The sequence below is a fragment of the Dryocola sp. LX212 genome (genome assembly GCA_041504365.1).
In the GTDB taxonomy this organism is placed as follows: domain Bacteria; phylum Pseudomonadota; class Gammaproteobacteria; order Enterobacterales; family Enterobacteriaceae; genus Dryocola.
Genome location: CP167917.1, coordinates 488,942 through 515,274 on the forward strand (window position 1 = coordinate 488,942; position 26,333 = coordinate 515,274).

The following is a 26,333-nucleotide window of genomic DNA, read 5'->3' on the forward strand; positions in this document are numbered from 1 at the left end:
AATCTGTACTCTGAGGCACTTATACGATCGGATGTAATAAAATGTGTTTGCCAGGTCGAGTATAAGGAAAAGTGGCGGGGCAGGAAGTGTTTATCACTAAAAACTTAGCGGTCATTCAGATTTTATAACTATCAATTAACAATATTGTGACATTGTCGGCAGTTGTCAAAAATGGCGGATGACGCAGTTGCTTATCCGACCTGCGTCACCAGAGGGTTTGACAGGGCAGATAAGCGCAGCGTCATCCGACAAGTTTATTTAGCCAGTTTCTTCTGGTCGTTCCGGTAGTTAACCACCGAGTTGATAATCAGCGTCAGCGCCAGAATGCCGCCCACCACGCCCAGCGAAATCGCGATCGGAATATGATAGAAGTCGACAATCAGCATCTTCACGCCGATAAACACCAGGATGATCGACAGGCCGTACTTCAGCATTGTGAAACGCTCGGCCACGCCCGCCAGCAGGAAGTACATGGCGCGCAGGCCCAGAATCGCGAACAGGTTAGAGGTCAGCACGATGAACGGGTCGGTGGTCACGGCGAAGATAGCCGGAATACTGTCGACCGCGAAAATCACGTCGCTCAGCTCGACCAGAATCAGGACCAGCAGCAGCGGCGTGGCGAACAGCAGGCCGTTCTTGCGCACGAAGAAATGCTCGCCTTCGATTTTGTCCGTCATACGCAGATGACCACGCAGCCAGCGCACCAGCGGTTTGTCGCCAATGCCCGCCTCATCTTCTTTCGCCAGCGCCATCTTGATACCGGTGAACAGCAGGAACGCGCCGAAGACGTACAGCAGCCATTCGAACTGGGTTATCAGCCAGCTGCCCGCGAAGATCATGATAGTACGCAGCACAATCGCACCCAGCACGCCGTAAACCAGCACGCGGCGCTGCAATGCAGCAGGCACAGAGAAGTAGCTGAACAGCATCAGCCAGACGAAGACGTTATCCACCGCCAGCGCTTTTTCTATCAGGTAGCCGGTGAGGAAGGCAAGGGCCTGGGTGTCGGCCACTTCGCGCCCGGAGGTGCCGGTGAGGTACCACCAGAAAGCGGCGTTAAACAGCAGAGAAAGTGAAACCCACACCAGTGACCAGGCCGCAGCCTGCTTCATGGACATGGTGTGCGAGCCTTTTCGCCCCTGCAGCAGCAGGTCGATTGCCAGCATGATGACGACGACGACGGCGAAACCGCCCCACAATAATGGTGTGCCGACACTATTCATAAAAGTGATTCCTTGAAAAACAAAAACGGCCAACGTCGGAAGACGCCAGCCGCTAATGCTTGCAACAGGGATCTCGCCTTCCGGCAAGGTCTCACTTACAACGCGGAATAGCCTTTTTGATAAAAAGCCATTCGCATTGCCCGGTAACCGGGTGCTTTCGCACCGTAATGACGATTAACCGGCAATGAAGTTACTCCCCTTTGCGAGTAACAAAATATTACGAACCATTACTCCGGTCAATATCATGCTACCCCTGTTTTACACAGCTTTACGCCGTGGCGGACGCCAGGTCATCGTCTGCCGGGAACTTCACCCCGGTCTGCGCCCGGATTTCCGTGGCTAACGCAGAAGTGATGCGCGAAGTCACAAGTCCTGGGTGATTCACTTCGTTTGCCGTCACCAGACGGGCGAACGTTTCGGCTTCGTAAAGCATAGTATTGATGTGCTGCGGTTGCGAAAGATCCTGCGGCGTGCCGCCGCGCGGCACGAAGGTAATGCGCTGGCATTCGGAGATTTTATCGATAACCAGCGAACCTTCTTCGCCCTGAATTTCGCTAGGGATCGCCGAGTCGCTGACCTTGGAGTGCAGCAGGTTCACGTCAAAATCGCCATAGTTCATCTGCACTGAACCGTGAGCGTCGACGCCGCTTTCCAGCAGGCTTGCGGTGGCGTGTACCGAGTGCGGTTGGCCCCATAGTGCTACGGCGGAGGCCAGCACGTAAAAGCCGATATCCATAATCGAGCCGTTCGACCAGGCAGGATTAAAGGTGTTCGGATTCTCGCCGTTCAGATAGCGCTGGTAGCGGGAGGAATACTGGCAGTAGTTGAGCAGCACCTTGCGAACTTTGCCCACCTTCGGCAGCGCCTGTTGCAGGGCGATAAAATTTGGCAGGCTGGCGGTTTTGAACGCTTCGAAAAGGACGACCTGATTTTCACGCGCGCAGGCTATGGCCGCCTCCACCTCATGAATGTTAGACGCGAGCGGCTTTTCGCATATCACGTGCTTTTTGTTGCTTAAGAAGAGAATGCTTTGCTGCGCGTGCAGGGCGTTCGGGCTGGCAATATACACCGCATCAATAGCATCGCTTTTTGCCATCGCCTCCAGATCGGTAAACAGATGTTCCACCATATAGTCACTGGCAAAGGTCTGGGCCTGTTCAAGAGTACGGGAATAAACGGCGGTGAGTTTGTAGTGGCCACTTTCGTGGGCGGCATCAACGAACTGACGGGTGATCCAGTTTGTTCCAACCACGGCGAATCTGATCATGAGCGTTGTTATCTCCGAATTAAACAGCCTTTACTATAGGCTTTGGAGGGGGGAGCAAGGCAAGCGCCATTCTTTATTATGGTGTCGGATCTGTCGTATGGCGCTGGCGCTTATCCGACCTACGCGATTTGCATGTTCGGTGCTGGATTTGCCGGATGGCGCTGGCGCTTATCCGACCTACGTGATTTGCATGTTCGGTGTCGGATTTGCCGGATGGTGCTGACGCTTATCCGACCTGCGTGATTTGCATGTTCGGTGCTGGATTTGCCGGATGGCGCTGTTGCATATCCCACCTATGGCCTGGTTTTGTAGGGTGGATAAGCGCCAGCGTCATCCACCGGATCCTTTTAGCGCCATCTCGGTCAACCACAAGCGCGTATCAAACTCCAGCTGGTGGTACTGCGGTTCCATATGGCAGCACAGCGAATAAAACTGTTTGTTGTGATCCTTCTCTTTCAGGTGCGCCAGCTCATGCACCACGATCATCCGCAAAAACGCTTCGGGCGCCTGGCGGAACACCGTTGCTACGCGGATCTCTGCTTTCGCTTTGAGCTTACCGCCCTGCACGCGGGAAATGGCGGTGTGTAACCCCAGCGCATTATTCAGGACGTGAATTTTATTGTCGTAGGCGACCTTATTGATCGGCGGCGCGTTGCGCAGGTACTGACTTTTCAGATCCTGGGTATAGGAATAGAGCGCTTTGTCGGTAGCGATGTTGTGGCTGCGGGGATAGCGCTTTTGCAGCACCTCGCCGAGACGTTGCTCCGCAATTAGCGTACGAACCTGGGCGAGCAGGTGCTCGGGGTAGCCGCTTAAGTAAGTCAGTTCACTCATTCACACGCTCTTCGGAAGGAAAAAAGGGTATACTCACGCCCCCATTCAGGGGATCACACCAAATTTTACCATCCAGGAGGGCCGATGAGCCAATCAGACAACGGTTTCCGTTCACTGACACTAAAACGTTTCCCGGAAACGGACGACGTCAACCCGCTGCAGGCGTGGGAAGCGGCGGATGACTATCTGCTGCAACAGCTGGACGACACCGAAATCAGCGGCCCGGTCCTGATTTTTAACGACACCTTCGGCACGCTGGCCACCGTGCTTGCCGAGCACAAGCCGTACAGCATCAGCGACTCCTACCTGAGCGAGCTGGCCACCCGCCAGAACCTGAGCCTGAACGACATTATTGAATCAAATGTCACCTTCCTGGACAGCACGGCTAACTACCCGGATGCCCCAGGCGTGGTGCTGATCAAAGTGCCGAAAACGCTGGCGCTGCTGGAACAACAGCTGCGCGCGCTGCGTAAAGTTGTGACGCCTGAAACCCGTATTATTGCCGGTGCCAAAGCGCGTGATATCCACAACTCGACGCTTGAGCTGTTCGAAAAAATTCTCGGCCCAACCACCACCACACTGGCCTGGAAAAAGGCGCGCCTGATCAATGGCACCTTTACGAATCCAGAGCTGAAAGATGCCCCGGAAACCCTTAGCTGGAAGCTGGCAGGCACGCCGTGGACGATTCACAACCACGCCAACGTCTTCTCCCGCACGGGCCTGGACATCGGCGCGCGTTTCTTCATCGAAAACCTGCCGACCGGTCTGGAAGGTGAGATTGTCGATCTGGGCTGCGGCAACGGCGTGGTCGGTCTTCACCTGCTGGACCAGAACCCGGAAGCGAACGTGGTGTTCGTGGATGAATCCCCGATGGCGGTGGCGTCAAGCCGCATGAACGTTGAAGTAAACATGCCGGAAAACCTCGATCGCTGCGAGTTCATGATCAACAACGCGCTGTCCGGCGTGGAGCCTTACCGCTTCAATACCATTCTGTGCAACCCGCCGTTTCACCAGCAGCACGCGCTGACCGATCAGGTGGCGTGGGAGATGTTTCACCATGCGCGCCGCTGCCTTGTAAACAATGGCGCGCTGTACATCGTGGCTAACCGTCACCTGGACTACTTCCGCAAGCTGAAAAAAATCTTTGGCAACTGCGAAACGATTATCGGTAATAATAAGTTTGTTGTGCTTAAAGCGGTGAAGTTAGGCCGCACCCGCTAAATCTCCAGCGCTAAACGGGTGCCCTGCGCAATCGCGCGCCGGGCGTCCAGCTCCATCGCCACATCCGCACCGCCAATCAGATGCAACGGTTTACCCTGCTCGCGCAGCGGCTCGGCTAATTCGCGGCGCGGATCCTGACCTGCGCAGATAACCACGTTATCCACTTCCAGCAGCTGGGGTTCGCCATCCACGGTAATGTGCAGCCCTGCATCGTCAATGCGCTCGTAGCTGACGCCCGCCAGCATTTTCACGCCGCGCGCCAGCAGGGTGGTGCGATGTATCCACCCCGTTGTTTTGCCAAGATTTTCGCCCGGCTTGCTGGTTTTGCGCTGCAGCATCATTATCTGGCGCGGGCTTTTGGACAGATGCACGCCCTCCGGGCGCAGGCCGCCCGCGTTTTGCAGGCTGGTATCAATCCCCCATTCCACGCAGAACTCGGCGATATTCTGGCTGGTGGACTCCCCCTGCTGGCTGAGATACATCGCCGCGTCAAAGCCAATGCCGCCCGCGCCGATAATGGCGACGCGTTTGCCGACCGGAGCCTTTTCCCGCAGCACATCGACATAGCTCAGGACTTTTTCATGATTAATCCCCTCAATCGGCGGCATGCGCGGGACGATGCCGCAGGCCAGAATCACCTCATCGAACGCTGCCAGCATGGGGGCCGTAACGTACTGGTTCAAGCGAACGTCCACACCGGTCAGGGCCAGCATGCGGCGGTAATAGCGCAGCGTTTCGTAAAACTCTTCTTTGCCGGGTATCTGTTTGGCGATATTAAACTGGCCGCCGATTTCTGCCGCCGCGTCAAACAGCGTGACCTTGTGTCCCCGAGCCGCCGCGTTAACCGCAAATGCCAGCCCTGCAGGGCCTGCGCCGACCACCGCCAGGTTTTTACTTTTCTGTGCAGGCACAATGGGCATTTTGGTTTCATGGCAGGCACGGGGGTTGACCAGGCAGGAGGTCACCTTACCGACGAAGATTTGGTCCAGGCACGCCTGGTTGCAGCCGATGCAGGTATTAATTTCGTCTTCGCGACCCTGCTGCGCCTTCGACACCAGCTCGGCATCCGCCAGGAACGGACGCGCCATCGACACCATATCCGCATCGCCAGCCGCGAGGATCGCTTCGGCGGTCTGCGGATCGTTAATACGGTTTGTGGTAATCAAGGGGATGGAAACTACGCCTTTGAGCTTGCGCGTCACCCAGCTGAACGCACCGCGAGGAACCGTTGTGGCGATGGTTGGAATGCGCGCTTCGTGCCAGCCGATGCCGGTGTTAATCAGCGTAGCCCCGGCTTGCTCAACGGCCTTCGCCAGCAGGACTGCTTCATCGAACGTGCCGCCCCCTTCGACCAGGTCGAGCATAGAAAGGCGATAAATAATGATGAAATCAGCGCCTACTCTTTCACGCACCGCCCGGACAACTTCCACGGCAAAGCGCATGCGGCGTAAATAGTCGCCGCCCCATTCGTCATCCCGCTGGTTGGTGCGGGCGGCCAGAAACTGGTTAATCAGATAGCCTTCGGAGCCCATGATCTCCACGCCGTCGTACCCGGCCTCTTTGGCGAGGCTGGCGCACTGGGCGAATTCTTCGATAAGTGTCAGGATCTCGTCGTGGCTCAGCGCATGGGGCTTAAAGCGGTTGATCGGCGCCTGAATAGCCGAGGGAGCGACAGGATGTGGCTGGTAGCTGTAGCGTCCGGTATGCAGGATTTGCAGCGCGATTTTGCCGCCTTCACGGTGAACCGCGTCCGTTACCACTTTGTGATGGGCAAGCTGGCTGGCATTGTTCAGCACCGCGCCGCTCTCCACGCCAACGCCGGAAGGTGAGGGGGCAACGCCGCCGGTAACAATCAGCGCCACGCTGTGCCGGGCGCGCTCGGCATAAAACGCCGCCAGCCGCTCGGCACCGTCCGGGTGCTCTTCAAGGCCGGTGTGCATGGAACCCATCAGCACGCGATTTTTCAGGGTGATAAAGCCGAGATCTAGCGGGGCGAACAGCGACGGATAGCTCATATTCTCTTCCTGGGAGGTCGTTATTATTATGTGGTCGGATGAGTTAGTAATTTAGCCTGACGTGCCGGGAATGGAAAAAAGGGATCCGGCGATTGTGACGGGATTCAAAGAACGGCACCCAACGCCAGGCAGGATGCCGATTTGTAGGGTGGATAAGCGCAGCGTCATCTACCAATGATGTTTTAACCCAGGGAGGGTGGCGCAGGCTTATCCGCACGCAAAACTAACGTTTGCGGCCGCCCATAATGCTGCCGAGCACGCCGCGGATAATCTGGTTGGTGACCTGGCGGGCGGCGCTCTTCGCCATGGTCTGCACCACGCCGTCTTTCTTGCCGCCACGCGGGCCGGTGGTGCCGAAGAGAATGTCTTTCAGCCCGCCGATGATGCCGTCGTCTACCGCAACCGCTGCGCCTTTCGCCGGAGGGGCGTCCTGCTTTTCACCCGCCGCCTGGACGCCTTTTTGCAGGCGCTCGTAGGCCGACTCCCTGTCCACCGTCTCGTCGTACTTCCCGTACAGCGGCGAGTGGTTCAGCAAGCCATTACGTTCGTCGTCCGTGACCGGCCCCATGCGTGAGCAGGGCGCGATAACCATGGCGCGCTCGACCATCGTCGGGCTGCCCTTTTCATCCAGGAAGGAGACCAGCGCTTCGCCTGTGCCCAGCTCCTGAATGGCTTTTTCGGTGTCGAACGCCGGGTTCGCCCGCATGGTTTGGGCGGCGGTTTTAACGGCCTTCTGATCTTTTGGCGTAAAGGCGCGCAGGGCATGCTGCACGCGGTTACCCAGCTGGCCGAGCACCGTATCCGGAATATCCGACGGGTTCTGGGAAACGAAGTAAACGCCCACGCCTTTGGAACGGATCAGGCGGATGACCTGCTCGATTTTATCCAGCAGCACCTGTGGAGCATCGTTAAACAGCAGGTGGGCCTCATCAAAGAAGAACACCAGCTTAGGTTTGTCCTGGTCGCCCGCTTCCGGCAGCTGTTCGTAAACCTCGGAGAGCATCCACAGCAGGCTGGCGGCGTAAAGCTTCGGCATCTGGTAAAGCTTCTCCGCGGAAAGGATATTAATGATGCCCTTGCCGCTGGCATCGGTGCGCATCCAGTCTTTAATGTCCAGCATCGGCTCGCCGAAGAAGTATTCCGCCCCCTGCTGCTCAAGCTGGAGCAGCCCGCGCTGGATAGCCCCCACGGAGGCGCTGCTGATGTTGCCGTACTGGTTCTGGAAGGATTTCGCGTTGTCGCCGATATACTGCGTGGCGGCGCGCAGATCTTTGAAGTCCAGCAGTAACAGGCCCTGGTCGTCCGCGATGCGGAAGATGATTTGCAGCACGCCGGACTGCACGTCGTTCAGATTAAGCAGGCGGGAAAGCAACAGCGGCCCGAGGTCCGACACCGTTGCACGCACCGGGTGGCCTTTCTCACCGAAGATGTCCCACAGTACCACCGGGTTGCCGTGCGGTGACCAGCCCGAAACGCCGATTTTATTGAGCCTGGCGAGCAGTTTTTCCGACTCAGCGCCCTCTTCAGCAACGCCGGTCAGATCGCCTTTTACGTCCGCCATAAACACCGGCACGCCGATTTCAGAGAAGGATTCCGCCAGCTTCTGCAGCGTGACGGTCTTACCCGTGCCGGTTGCACCGGTGATCAGCCCATGGCGGTTGGCCATATTCGGCAGCAGGTTAAGTTCAGTTTCTGTGGTGCGGGCAATCAGCAGTGGCGCGGTCATTTGTGGTTTTCCTCAGCTATTTTCCATAAGCATAGCAAGCAGATAAATTACGTCATCAGCATATTCCCATGTTTGCGGCAGCCCTCGAAGGAAGAACTATGCTTTGCATACGTTTTTCAGATTCTAAGGAACCTATGTCCAGATTCTTCTATAACGACCGCAAACAGCTGGTCAACGACGCCATTGAAGGCGTTATCATCAGTTCCCGATTCCGCAATCTGACGCGGCTGGATATCGACCCGGCCATCCGCGTGGTCGTCCGCAACGACTGGGACAAAAGCAAAGTGGCGATTATTTCCGGCGGCGGCTCCGGCCATGAACCTGCTCACGTCGGCTTTGTAGGCAAAGGGATGCTGACCGCTGCGGTATGTGGTGATCTGTTCGCCTCGCCGAGCGTGGACGCGGTGCTGAACGCGATAGTGGCGGTAACCGGCGACCGGGGCTGCCTGCTGATTGTGAAAAACTACACCGGCGACCGCCTGAACTTCGGCCTCGCGGCGGAAAAAGCGAAAAAGCACGGCCTGAAGGTCGAGATGGTGATTGTCGGCGACGACATCTCGCTGCCGGACAACAAGCAGCCGCGCGGCATCGCCGGAACGGCGCTGGTGCATAAAATTGCGGGCTACGCCGCAGAAAAGAGCAAGTCCCTCAGCGACGTTAAAGCCATTGCGCAGGAAGCCTGCGACAACATCGCCAGCATCGGCGTGGCTATGCAGACCTGCAACCTGCCGGGCAGCGACGAAGAAGAAGGGCGCATCAAAGGCGGCCACGTCGAGCTGGGGCTGGGCATCCACGGGGAGCCGGGGGCCAGCACGGTCGACACGCAGAACAGCAAAGAGATTATCGCCGCGCTGGTGAAGCCGCTGCGTAAAAAGACGGGCAAAGAGGCGAAGCTGGCGGTGCTGGTCAATAACCTCGGCGGTGTGTCATCGCTGGAGATGGCGCTGCTGACCAAAGAGCTGGCGCACTCCGCGCTGAAAGATCAGCTGGAGTACCTGATTGGCCCCGCGCCGCTGGTGAGCGCGCTGGACATGAAAGGCTTCTCTCTTTCGGCCATCGTGCTGAACGACAAATTTATCAAAGCGTTGCAGGCGGATGTAGAGACGGCAGGCTGGCAGCCGCTGGTTAAACTCCAGACCATGCCGCTGCAGAAACACAAGGTGCTTAGCAAAAGCGGGGAGCCGAAAGCCTCTGAAAATGAAGCTGCGAAGGCGCTGGTGGCGAGCATAACCAAAACGCTTATCGACCAGGAGAGCCACCTCAACGCGCTGGATGCGAAGGTGGGCGACGGCGACACGGGGTCGACGTTTGCGGAAGGGGCGCGCGATATCGCGCAGCTCAACGACAAGGGCAAACTGCCGCTGAACGACACGGCGGCGCTGCTGGAGCTGGTGGGTGAACGGCTGGCAACGGTGATGGGCGGCTCGAGCGGCGTGCTGATGTCCATCTTCTTCACCGCCGCCGGGCAGAAGGTGAGCGAGAAGAAACCGCTGCCGGAGTCCCTGCTGTTCGGGCTGGAGCAGATGAAGCGTTATGGCGGAGCGGACCTGGGAGACAGAACGTTAATCGATGCGCTGCAGCCGGCGCTGGAAGCGTTGCAGAGTAAAGACCTGAAGGCTGCCGCGAAGGCCGCAGCAAAAGGTGCGGACGACACCGCGAAGATGCAGAAAGCAAACGCGGGCCGCTCGTCGTACGTGAACAGCAACAGCCTGGACGGAGTGAAAGATCCTGGCGCGGTAGCCGTGGCTGAAGTTTTCAAAAACTTGTAGGCCGGATAAGCGCAGCGCCATCCGGCGAATAGCTCAATACAAAAGGCCCCTTACGGGGCCTTATCACATCAAAAATCCGCTTTTAACACCACGCGGTAACGCGCCTTGCCGTCACGCACGTGCTGAATCGCCTCTTTGATTTTCGACATCGGGAACAGCTCGATCTGCGGCTGCACCTTCGCGCGGCCCGCCAGCTTCATCAGCGAACGCAGCTCGTGCGGGGAGCCGGTTGCCGAGCCGGAGATGCTGCGGTCGCCGGAGATCAGCGTAAAGGCAGGCACCTGGAACGGCTTCATCACCGCGCCGACGCTGTGGAAGTTGCCGCCGTAGGCCAGCGCCTGGAAGTACGGCATCCAGTCTAAATCGACGTTAACGGTGTTGATGATCAGGTCGAACTGGCCCGCCAGCGCGTTTAACGCTTCCGGATCGCGGCTGTTCACCACTTTATCCGCGCCCATCTTCAGCACTTCTTCTTTTTTGGAAGGATTAGAGCTGAACGCCGTCACCTCGCAGCCCATGGCGTGCAGCAGCTTGATGGCGATGTGCCCCAGCCCGCCGATACCAATCACGCCCACGCGGCTGGTGGCGGTAACGTGGTGCATCAGCAGCGGTTTGAACACGGTAATGCCGCCGCACAGCAGCGGACCGGCGGATTCGATATCAATGGATTCCGGCAGCGGAATGGCCCACTGCCAGTTGGCGCGGATTTTATCGGCGAAGCCACCGCGGTTCATGATTGTCGGCACGCTGCCTTCCTGGCAGTTAACCTGGTTACCGCTGATACAGGCATCGCAGTGCCCGCAGCTGCGCGCCGTCCAGCCAATACCCACGCGCTGCCCGACCTTCAGCCCCTTATCCTGTGCGGCGCTGCCCAGCGCATGCACGCGGCCAATCACCTCGTGGCCCGGCACCAGCGGATACTGGGAGAAGCCCCATTCGTTATCGATCATCGACAGATCGGAGTGGCAGACACCGCAGTACTCCACCTTGACTTCAACGTCCTCTGGCAGCAGTTCGCCTGCGTCGAACTCATGAAGTTCCAGTTCGGCACCGGCCTGCGCTGCCGCGTAACTTTTAATAATGGACATGTGGTTTCCTTAAGCGAAGGTTCAGTCTGGAAGTGTAGAACATCGGGAGCGCCGAGGGCGATCACGTAACGTGCTGTCTGGAGGATTCGGAATTTGTTGGGTGTCGAGGGGGATAACAACACGACGCCTTTGTAGGGGGAAAAGCGAATGTGCCTTCCACCGGGATCAGGTGGGGCCAGGCTTCTGCGATCCTGCAAGACCGGGCAACGATATGAAGATACGCTGTTTTTTTCAGCGTTCAGCAAGGGAAGAACAGAGCGGCGCTTGCAAGGCAGCAAACGACAGGTATAATCCACAGCGTTATCCGCATACCTCTTCGTGCCGAAGTGGCGAAATCGGTAGACGCAGTTGATTCAAAATCAACCGCCGCAAGGCGTGCCGGTTCGATTCCGGCCTTCGGCACCAACAGTATGTAAATAGACCTCAACTGAGGTCTTTTTTTATGTCTAAAATCCAGCATTTATCTACCTTTCTCGCTATATTAACTCTCTCAAGGTCAACCGGCTTCAACGTACATCTACCAACACATGTTGGTACAGATGATGGTATTTCCGGTTCGATAATGCTTGTACCAACAGGGAGGGGATAAGCATGGCTCTAACAGATATCAAAGTCAGAACAGCGAAGCCAACGGATAAGCAATATAAGCTGACCGATGGCAACGGTATGCATCTTCTCGTCCACCCCAATGGTTCAAGATACTGGCGTCTGCAGTACCGCTTTGGCGGGAAGCAAAAGATGCTGGCTTTAGGCGTATATCCTGATGTGTCTCTTGCAGATGCCAGATCGCGTCGTGATGATGCTCGGAAGCTTTTGGCAAACGGCATCGACCCGGGAGACAAAAAGAAAAGTGATAAGGTTGAACAAGAAGAAGCGCGCACTTTTGAGGAGCTTGCTGTTGAGTGGCATGCCACAAATAAAAAGTGGTCGGAAGAACATAGCCGACGAGTGCTCAAAAGCCTGGAGGACAACCTCTTTCCTGCCATTGGTAAACGCAACATTGCCGAGCTAAAAACGCGGGATTTGTTAGCTCCTATAAAAGCCGTAGAACTTTCTGGACGACTTGAAGTGGCTTCCCGTCTGCAACAGCGAACCACGGCAATAATGCGTTATGCCGTACAGAGCGGTTTGCTCGACTACAATCCCGCGCAGGAGATGGTCGGTGCCGTTGCTTCAGGTAACCGGCAACATCGACCAGCTCTTGAATTGAAACGGACACCCGAACTGCTTCAGCGCATAGGCAGCTATACCGGTAGGCCGCTGACTCGCCTTGCCGTTGAGCTAACCCTCCTTGTCTTCATTCGTTCCAGTGAATTGCGTTTTGCTCGTTGGTCCGAGATCGATTTTGAAACATCAATGTGGACGATTCCAGCCGAGCGGGAAGTTATCGAAGGAGTAAAGCACTCACAGCGAGGTTCGAAAATGCGGACACCTCATCTGGTTCCACTTTCCCGTCAAGCTCTGGCGATTCTCGAGCAGATAAAGACGTTCAGTGGGGATCATGAACTGATCTTTATTGGCGATCATAACCCTCGCAAACCGATGAGTGAAAACACGGTGAACAAATCTTTGCGAGTGATGGGATATGACACACAGGTTGAAGTCTGCGGTCACGGTTTCAGGACAATGGCGTGTAGTTCGTTGATTGAGTCAGGGTTGTGGTCGAGAGATGCAGTGGAACGGCAGATGAGCCATATGGAGCGTAACTCTGTGCGAGCGGCTTACATTCACAAAGCCGAGCATCTTGATGAGCGCAAACTGATGCTGCAATGGTGGGCTGATTTTCTGGATGCGAATAGGGATAAGGCGGTGAGTCCGTTTGACTTTGCCAAGTTTGGGCGGTGATTAGCCGCGGTTTCTCCCACAACATGCGGAGTGGGGACTTTGCATAAGTTAAAGCGGTCTATCCAAAGGAGACCAACAGTGCCAGCAGTGATGCTGGTGCTGCTAGTTAATGACGCTGCTTATTTTTTGTCTATTTTGCAATATGCGTTATGTCTCTCAAGAGTAACCCTGTGTTAAATATCGATAGGGCCAGTCTGCCACAATGAAGAACCGAAAAAGATATTGATTTAAGGAGGGTGTTTACTTATCTGTTCTGAACGGTTTCGCGATACAATGCTACCAAGTATGTAACTAATTCTAAGCAAAGGTGCTTTATAATCGAGGGGCGATTGAATGGATGCATTAAGTGCTACTACATCGACAAATTTCAGTTTTCTCGCTGAACATGACCCGCTGTTTCTACAAATCGCCACTGCTGCAGAAAATGCCTTCTCAGGCGATCCCAACACCACCTTGATTAAGTTGCGCCAACTAGGTGAAGCCTTAGCACAACATATTGCTGCGCTGGTCGGGCTCACGTTTGATGAACCGCCCACTCAGGCTGATTTACTCTACCGCCTCAATCGCGAGCTAAAATTTGAACCAACGGTACGCGAGCTATTTCATCTATTGCGGATAGAGGGCAACAAGGCCACTCACCAGTTCAAAACCAAGCACAAAGAGGCGCTGGATGGCTTAAAAGTGGCGCGAGCGCTAGCTATCTGGTTCCACCAATCTTTCGGCAAGCAGGGAGCGGCCTTTAAACCCGGCGCTTTTATTGCTCCCCCAGACCCGAGCAATCAGCTCAGGCAACTCCAAACGGAAATCGATCGCCTCAAAAGTGAGCTCACTACCGCCAACATACAGCTAGATTCCAGCCAACAGCTGCAAAATTTGCTGGTGCAGGAAAAGAGTGAATATGAAACGCTGGCGCTAGCCATGGATGATGAAACTAAGGTGTTAGCATCGCAGGCGAAAGAGCAGGAAATTGCACTCGAACAGCTTCGACAGCAATACGAAGAAAAATTAAAAATCCTGCAAGCGCAGCTGACCGAAAAAGATGAAAAGCAGGCCCGAACACAACGGCAAGAGTTTGCCCAGAAGAGCCGCCGTGCTAGCCAACATATCGCGTTAAATGAAGAACTCACCCGTATACTGATTGACCAAAACTTAAATGATGCGGGCTGGCTTGCTGACAGTCAGGAACTGACCTGGGCTAACGGAACTCGCCCTGAAAAGGGGATAAACAAAGCCATTGCCGAATGGCCTACGGAGCATCAGGGTAAAAAAGGTCGCGCTGATTACGTTCTGTTTTGCGGCTTAACTCCGCTGGCCACGGTCGAAGCCAAAAAAGAAAACACCGATGTTGCGGGAAAAATTCCGCAGGCAGAACGCTATAGCAAAGGCTTCAAAATCACTTCCCCCATGATCGGCGCATGGGAGCGTGAAGGCCGAACCATTGCATGGGCGGATGAAACTGACGGGCATTACATTATCCCGTTTGTATACTCCTGCAACGGTCGCCCCTACGTGCCACAGTTGGCCGAGTCATCAGGAACTTGGTTCAGGGACGTGCGCGAACCGTCCAACATCCGCCGTGCGCTGCAAAAGTTTCATACCCCGCAAGGCTTGCTGGATAAACTCGAACGCAGCAAAGACAGCGCCGAACAGAAGCTAAAGCAAGAAGGCTTCGCTTACCTCCGGTTACGCGATTATCAGCAAAAGGCCATTCTCGCCGTTGAAAGCACATTGGCGCAAAACATCCGCAATGCCCTGCTGGCGATGGCAACCGGCACCGGGAAAACACGCACCATTGTTGGCCTGATGTACCGTTTTCTGAAAACTGAACGCTTCAAGCGCATCCTGTTTCTGGTTGACCGCACGGCTTTGGGCGACCAAGCCACGGACACCTTCAAAGAAGCGCCGCTGGAGCAAAACCAGACGCTGTCTCAGATTTACAATATCGCTGAGCTCGGCGATATGGCTACACAGGCAGAAACCCGAGTACAGGTCGCGACGGTACAGGCCATGGTTAGCCGCATTTTTTCCTCGGACACACCACCGCCGGTGGATGAATTTGACTGCATCATCGTTGATGAAGCCCACCGAGGCTACACCTTAGATCAGGAAATGACGGAAGGGGAGCTCTCGACCCGCGACGCCAGCCAATACCTCTCCAGCTACCGTCGAGTGCTCGATTATTTCGACGCGGTAAAAATCGGCCTTACCGCCACACCGGCGAAACACACCAGCGATATCTTCGGCAAACCGATTTACATCTACTCCTACCGTGAAGCCGTGGCGGATGATTGGCTCATCGATCATGAACCCCCGATCCGTTATGAAACGCTGCTGACGCAAAATGGCATCCACTTTGACAAAGGGAGCCAGGTGCATGCCATTAATATCCACACCGGAGAGGTTGAGATTGACCAGCTAGAAGACGAGGTGGATTTCAACGTCGATGCATTTAACCGTGGCGTCATCAGTGAAAACTTTAACCGGGTTATTTGCCAACAGCTCGTGAAAGAGCTCGACCCCTTTGGCGAAGAGAAAACACTGGTTTTCTGCGTCACGGACAAACATGCCGACATGGTCAAACGCCTGCTGGATGAAGCGTTCTCTGCCGAATATGAAAACTATAATCAAGCGGCCGTCGAGAAAATCACCGGTGAAAGTGACAAAGTCAAACAGCTGATCAAACAGTATAAAAATGAGCGCTACCCGAATATTGCCGTCACCGTTGATTTGCTCAGCACCGGCATTGACGTGCCGAAGATTTGTAATCTGGTTTTCATGCGTAGGGTGAAGTCACGTATTTTATTTGAACAAATGATCGGTCGCGCAACGCGCCGCTGTGATGATATTGGCAAAACGGTCTTCCGTATTTACGATCCGGTGGATATTTATGAGGCCCTCAGCGACGTCAACACCATGAAACCGCTGGTCAAAGACCCCAATATCACGCTTGAACAATTGGTCAGCGAGCTAACAGATACTAAACAGCTTGAAAAAGCGCTTAATAGTCCCGGCGAACAGGCCGGGGAAACTCAAGCTGATGTGGTACTCAGCCAGTTAAGCCAAAAGGTGATGCGTATTTTGCGTAAAGCGGAAAAACGCGCAGAAAGTCGTCCGGCGGTGAAACAAAAGTTGGCTGACCTTCACCAGATTTGGGGTGTAGAACCTAAACAACTGCATCAACACCTGCATCATTTAGGGCCGCGTCAGGCGGCTGCCTTCATCCAACAACAGCAAGGGTTAATCAGTCAGCTCAACGAGATAGCTACATTACTCGGCAGTGAATACCGGCCGATTATTTCTGAGCATCATGACCAACTAGAGGAACGTAACCAGAGCTACGGTAGCCATCAACGGCCAGAAGATTACTTGGAAAGCTTTGCGGATTTTATTCAGCAGCAGCTTAACCAATCCACTGCGCTGGCCGTGGTTGTCAACAAACCCCGCGACCTCACTCGTGAACAGCTTAAAGAGATCCGCTTATTATTAGACGGTGCGGGCTATTCCGAAGCTAAACTACAAACCGCCGTGCGTAATCAAACCAATCAGGATATCGCCGCCAGTATTGTCGGCCATATTCGCCGTGCTGCACTAGGGGAACCGCTTATGCCTTTTGCGCAGCGCGTATCACAGGCAATGATCAACATTTATAACAGCCACGCATGGACAACCCAGCAACGAAAATGGCTGGATCGTCTGGCAAAACAGCTGGTTCATGAAGTGATCATTGACCACCAATTTATTAACAGTCGTTTTGCTGATGACGGCGGCGTAAAACAGCTTAATAAGATATTGGTAGACCAACTGGACAGCGTGCTGGATGAACTTAACGGTGCGATCTGGCCACAACAAAGCGCCTGATTCTGGTAAAATTCGCTGGCGAAACTCGCCTTTTTAATCGCGCTTGCGGCATATTTTGTGAGCGAATGCAGGAAAAATAATGAGTAATAATAACGATATCGTACAAAAACTGTGGAACCTGTGTGATGTACTGCGTGACGACGGCATCAACTACAGCGATTACGTCACCGAACTAGTGCTACTGCTGTTTATCAAAATGGTGCATGAAAATACCGAAGCAGAATTATTAGATCAGCACACCTTACCGCAGGGCTGCCGCTGGGGCGATCTCAACAGTTTATCGGGCCTCAACCTGCTCAACTATTACAAACAAATGCTGTTGAAGCTCTCCAGTGGCAAAGACGCTGAAGGTAATTCGGTTCATGCTGACCCGCTGATTAGCGCCATTTATGCCGATGCGCAAACTCGCCTGCGTGAGCCTCGTCATCTCGAACAGATGATCCGCACCCTCGACCAAATTGACTGGTTTAGTGCTAAAAAAGACGGTCTCGGCGATCTTTATGAAGGTCTGCTGGAGAAAAACGCCGGAGAAACAAAATCTGGCGCAGGACAATATTTTACGCCGCGAGCTTTAATTAACAGCATGGTACGCTGCATTAAGCCACAGCCTGGAGAAGTGATCCAAGATCCCGCTGCGGGCACCGCAGGATTTTTGATTGCCGCCGATCAATACATCAAGCAACAAACCGACAACCTCTACGACCTGACGGCCAAAGCGAGAACCTTTCAAAAAAATAAAGCCTTTGTTGGTGTGGAACTGGTTCCGTCTACGCGCCGCTTGGCACTGATGAACTGCCTGCTGCACGGCATGGAAGGGGATGACGAAGGCGTCGTGCATCAGGGCAACGCGCTGGGCATGGCGGGCGCTAGCTTGCCCAAAGCCGATATCATTCTTGCTAACCCTCCGTTCGGTACGGCGAAGGGCGGTGAAGCTAGCATTACCCGTGATGACTTAACCTACCCAACCAGTAACAAACAGCTAGCGTTTTTACAGCATATCTACCGTAACTTAAAACCGGGTGGCCGTGCAGCCGTGGTGCTGCCCGACAACGTCTTGTTTGAAGCGGGCGTTGGCACCGATGTACGTCGCGACCTTATGAACAAATGCAACCTGCACACCATTTTACGTTTACCCACCGGGATTTTTTACGCCCAAGGGGTGAAAACCAACGTTTTGTTCTTCACCAAAGGTAGCGCCAACAACAAATATCAGGATGAAAACTGTACCGAAAACGTCTGGGTCTATGATCTGCGCAGTAACATGCCAAGCTTTGGCAAACGCACCCCGTTTGGTGAGCAACATTTAAAACCCTTTGAAGCGGTTTACGGTGACGATGCCTACGGCCAAAGCCCGCGCAGCGAAGGGGAATGGAGCTTTAACTCCGACGAGCTCGACGCGCCCGATAACGCCGAAAATCAGCACGTTGACGACCGCATGGCGACCAGCCGCTGGCGCACATTCAGCCGCGAATGGATCCGCGATGTTAAAGGTGATTCATTAGATATCTCATGGCTGAAAGATAACAACAGCGTTGATGCGGCTAACCTACCTGAACCATCGGTGCTGGCTGCCGAAGCGATGGGCGAACTGGTGCAGGCACTGGGGGAGCTGGATACGCTGATGCGTGAGCTGGGCGCTAGCGATGAAGCCGATGCGCAAAAGACGTTGCTGAATGAGATGTTGGGTGGGGTTAAGTGATGAGCGAGGGTAAATTGCCTGAAGGGTGGTGCTACGCATGTGTTGGCGACTATCTTTATTTGAAAAATGGTTTTGCTTTCAAAAGTACTAGTTATGTAAATGCGAGTGAGCATACATATCCAGTAATCAGAATATCAGATTTAAATGGGGCTCAGACTTCAGACCGAAATGCTGTTCATGTATTAGCTGGAGAGAGTGGTTTTGAAATTAACAGTGGTGATTTATTAATTGCTATGTCTGGCGCAACGACGGGAAAAATAGGAGTATACTCAGGGCGAACACCTGCGTATCAAAATCAACGCGTTGGAAATATCATTCTTCATTCCACTAAATATGGTAATGCTAAATATCGAGACCTCCTAATATCTTCGCTATCTGACACTATATTGGAAATTGCTTATGGAGGAGCTCAGCCTAATATATCTGGTAAAGGTATTGAGCAAATAACTATATTGCTCCCCCCCCTAACCGAACAAAAAATCATCGCCGATAAACTCGACACTCTGCTAGCACAGGCTGATAGCGCCAAAGCACGCCTTGAGCAAATACCACAAATCCTAAAACGTTTTCGTCAGGCGGTGCTGGCGGCCGCGGTGAGTGGGAAATTGATCTCTACAAATAGTGAAGTAAATAAATTAACTAGACTTGGTAAAATTGCCAAAGATATTAGATATGGAACATCTAAAAAATGTTCTGAGGATAAAGGTAATGTGGCTGTGTTACGGATCCCCAACATTGGGATGGGTTATATAATTAATCATAATCTTAAATATGCTGATTTTGATTCAAAAGAGCTACTCTCGCTTTCTTTGGAGAAAGGTGATTTGCTTTTAATTCGTTCAAATGGAAGCGTAGATTTAGTTGGCAAAGTAGCTGTAATTTCAGAAAATGATATTAAATATCTTTTTGCAGGATATCTTATCCGCATAAGACTTGATCAAGAAAAAGCTATACCTCACTATATTTCCTTTTGTTTGCAGAGCCCGCAATTAAGGCAAGTCATTGAAAATATTGCTCGCTCCACTTCTGGTGTTAACAATATCAACAGTAAGGAACTTGCTTCACTTGAATTACCTCTCCCTCTACTTTCAGAACAAACCGAAATTGTTCACCGCGTAGAACAACTTTTCGCCTACGCTGACGGCATCGAAAAGCAGGTACAAAACGCCCTTGAGCGCGTCAACAACCTCACGCAATCGATTCTAGCTAAAGCATTTCGCGGAGAACTCACGGCGCAGTGGCGGGCTGAAAACCCTGACTTAGTTCGTGGTGAAAATAGCGCCCAAGCCTTATTGGAAAAAATTCAACAGCAACGCGCAAGCACAAAAAATATCAAATGCGGCAAAGGTAATAGTTAATGCGATTACTCTCCTTAAGTTTACGCGGCAGCTACAAAGGCTTAAAAGATCAAGTCTTTGATTTTAGTTATGCTCAAGACAATGTATTTGCCTTGATTGGCCTCAATGGGTCAGGTAAATCTCAATTGCTTGAGTTAATAGGAGAAACTTTTTCTTATCTGGAACGATGGCAACGTGAAGAATTCAAAACTAAAACGTCGCTAGGTTTTGCCGTTACAGTACATTATCAATGGGATCTTAGACATGATAATGATGCTCTTTTATATCCTGACATGCCCATTACCCGTGATGGTATTGTTGAGTTAAAGGTAACGATTGAGCTTAATGGTGATGTGGTTTTAAGTATTCGCAATGCTGATGAGTGGCATACATTAGAGGCTGGTGAACATCAATTTCCTATTCCGGTAGTAGTTGGTTATGCATCGGGGCTAAACGAAAATTTACAGCGCAGCTTTATGAAGAATGCTGTTCAACATTTTGAAGTACGTCGTGTTAGCGCCCAAAGACATAAAAGACTTTCGCAGAAAATTGACCAGGAACAACAAGTCGATATTAATCATCAGTATATAAAAAAATATCCACATATTTTTAGTCAATTATCTGAAGAGGGTTTCGTACAAGATGGCTATTTAGAGTTAAGAGAAGTTAACTCATTTGCTAGTAATTTTAACTACCTTGATTACGATAATGTTGGGCTATTGGTTCTATCGCTTTCGGTACTTCCGACAGAAACAGTATTACAACTGTTTGATGAAATAACATACAAACATCCTGTCAAAGCAGTGCTTCATTACGACTTTCGCTCAGGTATCATAGAAGATGATGCCATTCGTGATGTGAAAATGTTGATCCGTATAGCAGGCTCCGATCATGTTAGGCCAACGGGAGGCCGAACGACAGATAACCAGTATGAGCTTTATGAGTTAGAGTATCTTTCTGGAGAAATCACTCTTGAATTAAGTGATGAGGCTGTTTTAAACCGACTTCGTGAAGATAACTACTATGATTCTTTCGCATTATTTAAAAGACTTAATAATATTCAACAGCTTGGCATAAAGAACTGGGATCGTACATCTCGTTTGAAATTGATGAAAGATGATTTTATAGGTACGGTAAAAAAACCTCTGCAGTCAAGATTACCTTTATCTGTTGTTGAGTTATTAATGGCTAATGAACAAGGTGACACCGTCAAATTTGATGATTTATCTGACGGTGAAGCTCAATTGATTCAGGTTATCGCGGCTACGCGAATATTTAGTCAGGCTCAGGCTATATTTCTTTTTGATGAGCCCGAGACACATCTTAATCCATCTTGGCGTACCTATTTTCACCAGCGTTTAACCGAAGCATTTACACCTGAAAAAGAGAGAAAAGGTCAATCGCAGTTCTTTTTATCTACTCACTCACCATTCATGATTTCCTCGCTCAAACGCGAGAATGTATTTTTCTTCGAGCGTAGTGATATGGGTTGTATCAGTATGGAACCGGTGTCCAGCCAGACTTATGGTACCTCATTTGATATCTTGGTTAAGAACCACTACGGTTTGCGTTCCCTTATTTCACAGACAGTGGTAGAGGATGTTAAAAATCGATTACCAGAAGATAATAATCCTGAAGCAGTTATAGCTGCGCGACGCTGGATTGAGGACAATTTGGGAGAGTCAATGGAAAAGGCTTATCTTCTAAGGAAATTAGAGAACTAATGTTATTCTCACTCAACCCACAGACTCCTCAATGCTCTGTATTTTCATTACTTAACGCTGAGTTTCTTCATTTTCTGCAATCTAGTGTTAATGCAGATGTTTATTCAGAGAGATTATTTCGTACCTTTACGGAAACAAGTCGAGGTAGACAAAGAACAGTCCCAAGTGTTTGTTGGAGTAATAAACCAACAAGAGAAAAATTTCATAAACTCTGGTTAGAGCTCCCAGATACAATAGTCAAACGTCAGGAATTATCAGATCAGATAAGTGAGTCCCAGAATATCCAAAATTTTTTTAATGACACTCAAGCTAGATTGCCAGAATTAGTGCCGACCTCCTTATTTGAAGCGTGTAAGTCATTAACAACTCATCTCTTTACATGCACAAAAGATCTTGCTAAAGCAAAGCTACAATCTCAAAGTTCTATAGAAAATCATTATCAAAACTTTGTAAGGGAAAATAATCACAGCCATCTTTGTTCTATTTGTGGTACTGCACTTCTCTCTCAAAATAGAGCGAATGTAGCAGATGAAAAACAGTATCGTTCAGACTACGATCATGTTCTTTGCAAAGATAAATATCCCGTTTACAGTGTTCATCCTGGTAATTTCATTCCGACTTGCCACATTTGCAACAGTAAAGCAAAAGGAGCTAAAGATGTTCTCAGAGATAATGTGAACCAACGAAGAATAGCATTTTATCCACTTCCCCCATCTCAAGAGTCATGTGAACAATTTGCAGCGGTGTCACTTCATCTAAGTGATCGTAGAGACTTAATTGAGAATAACTGGGAAGCGCCCTTGGACTCAGCATCTGTTTTATTCCCAAGAGCTCCAGTAGACATAGTAAGTAAAATAGATGTCTGGAAAGAAGTTTACAAAGTTACAGAAAGAGTAGAACAGCATCTTAAAACTCACTTTATCGAGCGTATAGCTACAGATTTGCGACCAGTAAGTTTTGATGATTTCTGTGGGCAATTAGATAGATATTCAAGACAAATGCCAATAGACTATAAAAAATCGGAGTGGAGGTTTTGGTGGCATAAAGTTTATGAGTTTTTATCTAGTCAAAATGAAGCCTATCTACAAGATGTTTGGGTATTAATTGACTGGAAGTTAAGGCTATCAAATGATGCTGATATGGCTGACACTTTTGATTAATGTTGAATATCATTTCAACCGGTGATGAATATTGTCATACTGTTTTTTTAAATTCATTGTGGAGGGGGCGTTTATTACGACGCAACCATCAATGCCATTTATCTTCAACACCCCCTCCTTGAATTTCGTATGTTCTTGCGTTGCACGCGTGCAATCCCACAGGAAACTGATGATACTTGAATCCTTATATTTTTCGTCGACACGATAAAGTGATGCATCTTCTGCAATTTCTCCTATTAGTGCAGGAAACGATTTCTTTGTATCTTTTCGGTATTTTACTTCAATAATTGTGTGCAGTGATGGCAGATAAAGGTCAATGCGGGGGTTTTTTTGCCCGACAGGCTGAAGATTCACCTCATCTGCAATATCGTTGAATATTGGTGCAAGTAGGATATAAAGCAGATTCTGAACATGATATTCATTTTCAACTTGCCACTTTACGGGCTCTGCGCCTCTGGTTCGACCTGAGTCCTCCCATGTCCACCTTTTTAACCCAGCAGGGATATGTTCCAGAAATCCTAGCAGGTCATCCAGTGTCCATCCAGACGGTGGAGCAATGGCAATTTCCTGATTAATTTGATTAAAAACGTAAAGCATTACGCATAAGAGAGTCACTGAAGGATTTTCTGTAGCTTGTGCTTGAAATTCACTCATAAAACGTCCGACAAGAGAAAGTCGGTTCTGATGGCTATTGATCTTCAGTAACTTTCTATAATGAAGGAAGAGTGGTATGCAAGCACTACTAAAGGTGGCTGATTCGCTGTTACTGACATATGTCGCGATATCTTTCTCGAAGATACTGAGATGGTTGCTTTCAATCTGCTGAGCCAGAAACCCTGAAATCCACTGTTCGAACTCGTGATCTATACTCTCATCTTGAATCTTTGCGGTTAGCCATTTTACTGCCATTACACCGAACATGTCCGATACCCAAGGTCTCGGTGTTGAGTCGATCTTGGGAGCTTGCCCGAGCAGGCGAGAAACATCCTGGACCGAGACAGTTTCATCCAGAATACCTAAACCTGAAATTGCACAGCGTTGGTATAAAGATAGGTCCGCAAAGCTAAAATTCGTAATGCAGCTTTTAACTCCTTCCAGAAGATTAAAAAAGCAGGACTTAAATGGATCAATGTGAGCGGATTCGATCACCTTACTGTGAAAATAGTCGCGTAGCTGATAAACGTTTTCTTTCTCTATAGGAACCATTGTGAATGCCCTATTTTTCCAATCATGACTGAGTCACTCCAGCCCGGTAGCTGATTCAACCATCCTAAATTATGGGCGATAAGATCGGAATAAGTGATGGTAACTGGCATGGGATTGGGGAAGTAACTACGCCAGGAGTGTGATGCGAAACTGTAGAGCTGAGCACTCAAATACTTAATATCTTTGAAGGTCGAGTCTTTATGAACGTTGACGATCACACCACGTGGATGACCGTCCGTTTCTTGTCGTAATTCACGTTGGCCAATCAGGTAAACAAGCATTTCGTTTTTAGAAAGCTTAAACGTTTTTCCGCGATGTGTCGCCAGGCGTCCTTTCGGCATGGTCGCCGTTGAAGAGTCGAACATGTGGAGTCCGTGATTCTCTGAGATTTTTACGAAGGCATACTCGATCTGGTAATCTCTATACTTGTCGATTACCGCACGGACTGCCTGAATCTCTTCCTTATTGAACTTTTTGACTTGTACATGGAAAATTAAGCGAATCGTATCGCCTTTCTGCCAGTTCATTCGCCTTTGTATTTTTTCTATATTCTCGGCTAGAACAGAGGTTAGAGCGCCGCAGTAAGCTTCCGGTACAACGGCTTTGGACGTACTCGAGACAATGTAACTACCGTCTCCCGAAAATACGGTGGTGATTCCCATAATGCGCTGATTATGGGCACCACGCTCTTGGACGATATTTGCACTGCCAATACCGATCACAAGTTCATGGGATAGCGTTGGCGATGATTTTAGCAGCCACGGGATTCCACCCATCTTCGCATAGCAGGCCAGTGACATGTTATTAAGCGAGTAGCCGAGTGAATAATCAGACTGCGCTAGCAGCTCTATTGTGAAATCCTGTACAGGAACTTGGTGCAAGTAAAATAGGCTTTTACCAAGATAGTAAGGATTATCAGCAACTTTAAGTTTTTTAAATGACTGCCGCACCTGTACGAGGGCCAGATCCCAACGTCCTCCGTCATCGGCTTTTTTGCGTATTGCAGCTTCGATGGCACTTTTGTATGCATCGACGCTGTCTGTGGATGTTTCGAACACTTCAACACGACTGGTTCCAAGTGCAAATTTACCCTCAAGGCCATTTCTAAAATATTTGCTATTAGACATACCTTTCAGTAGCTTACGGATGAACTGCTCGACTCGTCCTTTGTCATGTTGGGCGCAGATCACGCAGATTGACGGATCGTTCCTATCGAAGGTACGTTTTGTATAGGGGCCATTTTGTGTAAGACCCTTCTCCGCCCAATCTGCTTCACCGTTATCGTTGAAGACGAACACCGGCTTTTGCATTTGTACACAATCTTTTTGAATGTCGGATGGATCCTCGATTTCGATACGCGTTCCATCGAGCAGTGAGATGTTTGTCGCTTGGATATACCTCTTAAGGGCGTCGATTCGGTCTTTTTTATTCTCGCCTCCGTTGAAAATGGAAACGGACTGCCGAATATGTTCGACAATGGAGTCTTTCTTCGTACCATGCGTATGAAGGATGTAGTCGTCAAAATTCGCTCGGCTAGCTTCGAGATAAACGTCTTTCGCCTCAGCATGAACAGCTTGGCCGTCGGGACGAATGACACTCAAAGTTCTCCCTTCGTAGCAGCTTTCTACAAACCCTAAAAGTTTTCTAAATCCGTCGTCCTGCTCGGTGACGACGTAGCGACCAATAACATTGAATCCGGTTTTTAGGAAAAACAGGCAGTTCTCTTTTACTACACGACGTGTTGTGCAATCAATTATAAGACACGGTTGGCCCTGAACAGTACGGGTGTTGATTGAATATTTGGCACAAACTTTTAAGGGATAAGCCTCACCAAGAATTGAGGCTAAAAGATTGTCTTTTGGTTTGGCACTTACCACCTCGATAGGATTGAAGCCGCAAGGAGTTCGGCCCAATCCAGCGAAGTGCTTGAGCAGACCATCTTTAACCAGAGAGCAAAAGGTTCCCAAATTATCCTTTAGTTGCAGTGTCTGCGGTGTACCAGATTTGGGGAACGTACCATCACTCGAAAAGATCTGAATATTTTCACCATGACGCCGGAAGACGTGCGTCACTTTATGGGAGGAGCGGAGGCTATCTAGAGTTGTCTTGTCGTAGGGTATCTGGACAAATTTCAACTCCAATTCAGGGACTTTCAGTGGAAACGCATTCAGGACAATCGGCAAGACCCACCCCTTTTGTGTTAGTGAAAAATCCAACATACTGCGCCTTGATAATTATTCCCAGTCGGGGATGTGCTTGCACACTGGCACCTGACTGGCGCTCGCCGTGTGTTCACTCGTCTCCGGAACTAACAGTTCAGCAATTAATTTCTCCACCATGGTCGCGGAAATGTTTTTAAGA

At 50.8% G+C, this 26,333-nt stretch carries 16 protein-coding genes and 1 tRNA gene; 9 read left to right on the forward strand and 8 right to left on the reverse strand.

Features of this window, described 5'->3' with window-relative positions; genetic code table 11:
- Nucleotides 1-254 precede the first annotated feature (254 nt).
- From ACA108_02430 to ACA108_02440, 3 genes are all read right to left on the reverse strand, one after another.
- Complete coding sequence (locus ACA108_02430; GenBank protein ID XEX96422.1) at nt 255-1,223, reverse strand: TerC family protein; 969 nt, start codon at nt 1,221-1,223, stop codon at nt 255-257.
- Nucleotides 1,224-1,491: 268 nt separating this feature from the next.
- Nucleotides 1,492-2,490: a Gfo/Idh/MocA family protein gene (locus ACA108_02435; protein XEX96423.1), complete on the reverse strand. Its 999-nt coding sequence runs from the start codon at nt 2,488-2,490 to the stop codon at nt 1,492-1,494.
- A 330-nt stretch (nt 2,491-2,820) separates the two neighbouring features.
- The gene (locus tag ACA108_02440; protein XEX96424.1) at nt 2,821-3,324 is read right to left on the reverse strand and encodes a M48 family metallopeptidase; all 504 of its coding nucleotides are present in this window, start codon (nt 3,322-3,324) and stop codon (nt 2,821-2,823) included.
- Between the two features lie 84 nt (nt 3,325-3,408).
- On the opposite strand from ACA108_02440, the gene rlmG reads away from it, so the two are divergent.
- The gene (gene rlmG / locus ACA108_02445; GenBank protein XEX96425.1) at nt 3,409-4,545 is read left to right on the forward strand and encodes a 23S rRNA (guanine(1835)-N(2))-methyltransferase RlmG; all 1,137 of its coding nucleotides are present in this window, start codon (nt 3,409-3,411) and stop codon (nt 4,543-4,545) included.
- On the opposite strand, the gene ACA108_02450 is transcribed toward rlmG, so the two are convergent.
- Nucleotides 4,542-6,560 (reverse strand): FAD-dependent oxidoreductase, encoded by a 2,019-nt coding sequence (locus ACA108_02450; GenBank protein XEX96426.1) that lies wholly within the window; start codon nt 6,558-6,560, stop codon nt 4,542-4,544. The genes rlmG and ACA108_02450 overlap by 4 nt on opposite strands.
- A 223-nt stretch (nt 6,561-6,783) precedes the next feature.
- Nucleotides 6,784-8,286 carry a helicase HerA-like C-terminal domain-containing protein gene (locus ACA108_02455; protein ID XEX96427.1) on the reverse strand — a complete coding sequence of 501 codons (1,503 nt, stop codon included), beginning with the start codon at nt 8,284-8,286 and terminating at the stop codon, nt 6,784-6,786.
- A 134-nt stretch (nt 8,287-8,420) separates the two neighbouring features.
- On the opposite strand from ACA108_02455, the gene ACA108_02460 reads away from it, so the two are divergent.
- Nucleotides 8,421-10,055: a dihydroxyacetone kinase subunit DhaK gene (locus tag ACA108_02460; GenBank protein XEX96428.1), complete on the forward strand. Its 1,635-nt coding sequence runs from the start codon at nt 8,421-8,423 to the stop codon at nt 10,053-10,055.
- A gap of 68 nt (nt 10,056-10,123) precedes the next feature.
- Here the strand turns inward: ACA108_02460 and ACA108_02465 are convergent, their stop codons facing one another.
- The gene (locus ACA108_02465) at nt 10,124-11,143 is read right to left on the reverse strand and encodes an NAD(P)-dependent alcohol dehydrogenase (protein XEX96429.1); all 1,020 of its coding nucleotides are present in this window, start codon (nt 11,141-11,143) and stop codon (nt 10,124-10,126) included.
- A 320-nt stretch (nt 11,144-11,463) separates the two neighbouring features.
- Here ACA108_02465 and ACA108_02470 point away from each other — a divergent pair.
- The 7 genes from ACA108_02470 (at nt 11,464) to ACA108_02500 (ending at nt 22,766) form a co-directional block, all read left to right on the forward strand.
- A tRNA-Leu gene (locus ACA108_02470) sits at nt 11,464-11,548 on the forward strand.
- A gap of 186 nt (nt 11,549-11,734) precedes the next feature.
- Nucleotides 11,735-12,988: a tyrosine-type recombinase/integrase gene (locus tag ACA108_02475; GenBank protein ID XEX96430.1), complete on the forward strand. Its 1,254-nt coding sequence runs from the start codon at nt 11,735-11,737 to the stop codon at nt 12,986-12,988.
- 333 nt (nt 12,989-13,321) lie between these two features.
- A complete protein-coding gene (gene hsdR / locus ACA108_02480) occupies nt 13,322-16,846 on the forward strand; it encodes a type I restriction-modification system endonuclease (GenBank protein ID XEX96431.1) in 3,525 nt (1,174 codons plus the stop codon).
- Between the two features lie 79 nt (nt 16,847-16,925).
- The gene (locus ACA108_02485) at nt 16,926-18,545 is read left to right on the forward strand and encodes an N-6 DNA methylase (protein XEX96432.1); all 1,620 of its coding nucleotides are present in this window, start codon (nt 16,926-16,928) and stop codon (nt 18,543-18,545) included.
- Nucleotides 18,545-19,903: a restriction endonuclease subunit S gene (locus ACA108_02490; GenBank protein XEX96433.1), complete on the forward strand. Its 1,359-nt coding sequence runs from the start codon at nt 18,545-18,547 to the stop codon at nt 19,901-19,903. The genes ACA108_02485 and ACA108_02490 overlap by 1 nt, the downstream gene beginning before the upstream one ends.
- On the forward strand, nt 19,903-21,606 hold the full coding sequence (locus ACA108_02495) for an AAA family ATPase (GenBank protein ID XEX96434.1): 1,704 nt from the start codon (nt 19,903-19,905) through the stop codon (nt 21,604-21,606). The genes ACA108_02490 and ACA108_02495 overlap by 1 nt, the downstream gene beginning before the upstream one ends.
- Entirely contained in the window at nt 21,606-22,766 is a 1,161-nt protein-coding gene (locus tag ACA108_02500; protein ID XEX96435.1) for a hypothetical protein, read from the forward strand. The genes ACA108_02495 and ACA108_02500 overlap by 1 nt, the downstream gene beginning before the upstream one ends.
- A gap of 9 nt (nt 22,767-22,775) precedes the next feature.
- Here ACA108_02500 and ACA108_02505 read toward each other — a convergent pair whose 3' ends face one another.
- Together ACA108_02505 and ACA108_02510 are read right to left on the reverse strand one after the other, a co-directional pair.
- Nucleotides 22,776-23,972 carry a hypothetical protein gene (locus tag ACA108_02505; protein ID XEX96436.1) on the reverse strand — a complete coding sequence of 399 codons (1,197 nt, stop codon included), beginning with the start codon at nt 23,970-23,972 and terminating at the stop codon, nt 22,776-22,778.
- Nucleotides 23,960-26,191, reverse strand: a complete 2,232-nt coding sequence (locus ACA108_02510) for a Piwi domain-containing protein (GenBank protein XEX96437.1) — start codon at nt 26,189-26,191, stop codon at nt 23,960-23,962. The genes ACA108_02505 and ACA108_02510 overlap by 13 nt, the downstream gene beginning before the upstream one ends.
- Nucleotides 26,192-26,333 lie beyond the last annotated feature (142 nt).

Excerpts from the sequence above, each read along its gene's own strand:
- ACA108_02430 (XEX96422.1), bottom strand. The coding sequence starts at position 1,223 with ATGAATAGTGTCGGCACACCATTATTGTGGGGCGGTTTCGCCGTCGTC.
- ACA108_02435 (XEX96423.1), bottom strand. The coding sequence starts at position 2,490 with ATGATCAGATTCGCCGTGGTTGGAACAAACTGGATCACCCGTCAGTTC.
- ACA108_02440 (XEX96424.1), bottom strand. The coding sequence starts at position 3,324 with ATGAGTGAACTGACTTACTTAAGCGGCTACCCCGAGCACCTGCTCGCC.
- rlmG (XEX96425.1), top strand. The coding sequence starts at position 3,409 with ATGAGCCAATCAGACAACGGTTTCCGTTCACTGACACTAAAACGTTTC.
- ACA108_02450 (XEX96426.1), bottom strand. The coding sequence starts at position 6,560 with ATGAGCTATCCGTCGCTGTTCGCCCCGCTAGATCTCGGCTTTATCACC.
- ACA108_02455 (XEX96427.1), bottom strand. The coding sequence starts at position 8,286 with ATGACCGCGCCACTGCTGATTGCCCGCACCACAGAAACTGAACTTAAC.
- ACA108_02460 (XEX96428.1), top strand. The coding sequence starts at position 8,421 with ATGTCCAGATTCTTCTATAACGACCGCAAACAGCTGGTCAACGACGCC.
- ACA108_02465 (XEX96429.1), bottom strand. The coding sequence starts at position 11,143 with ATGTCCATTATTAAAAGTTACGCGGCAGCGCAGGCCGGTGCCGAACTG.
- ACA108_02475 (XEX96430.1), top strand. The coding sequence starts at position 11,735 with ATGGCTCTAACAGATATCAAAGTCAGAACAGCGAAGCCAACGGATAAG.
- hsdR (XEX96431.1), top strand. The coding sequence starts at position 13,322 with ATGGATGCATTAAGTGCTACTACATCGACAAATTTCAGTTTTCTCGCT.
- ACA108_02485 (XEX96432.1), top strand. The coding sequence starts at position 16,926 with ATGAGTAATAATAACGATATCGTACAAAAACTGTGGAACCTGTGTGAT.
- ACA108_02490 (XEX96433.1), top strand. The coding sequence starts at position 18,545 with ATGAGCGAGGGTAAATTGCCTGAAGGGTGGTGCTACGCATGTGTTGGC.
- ACA108_02495 (XEX96434.1), top strand. The coding sequence starts at position 19,903 with ATGCGATTACTCTCCTTAAGTTTACGCGGCAGCTACAAAGGCTTAAAA.
- ACA108_02500 (XEX96435.1), top strand. The coding sequence starts at position 21,606 with ATGTTATTCTCACTCAACCCACAGACTCCTCAATGCTCTGTATTTTCA.
- ACA108_02505 (XEX96436.1), bottom strand. The coding sequence starts at position 23,972 with ATGGTTCCTATAGAGAAAGAAAACGTTTATCAGCTACGCGACTATTTT.
- ACA108_02510 (XEX96437.1), bottom strand. The coding sequence starts at position 26,191 with ATGTTGGATTTTTCACTAACACAAAAGGGGTGGGTCTTGCCGATTGTC.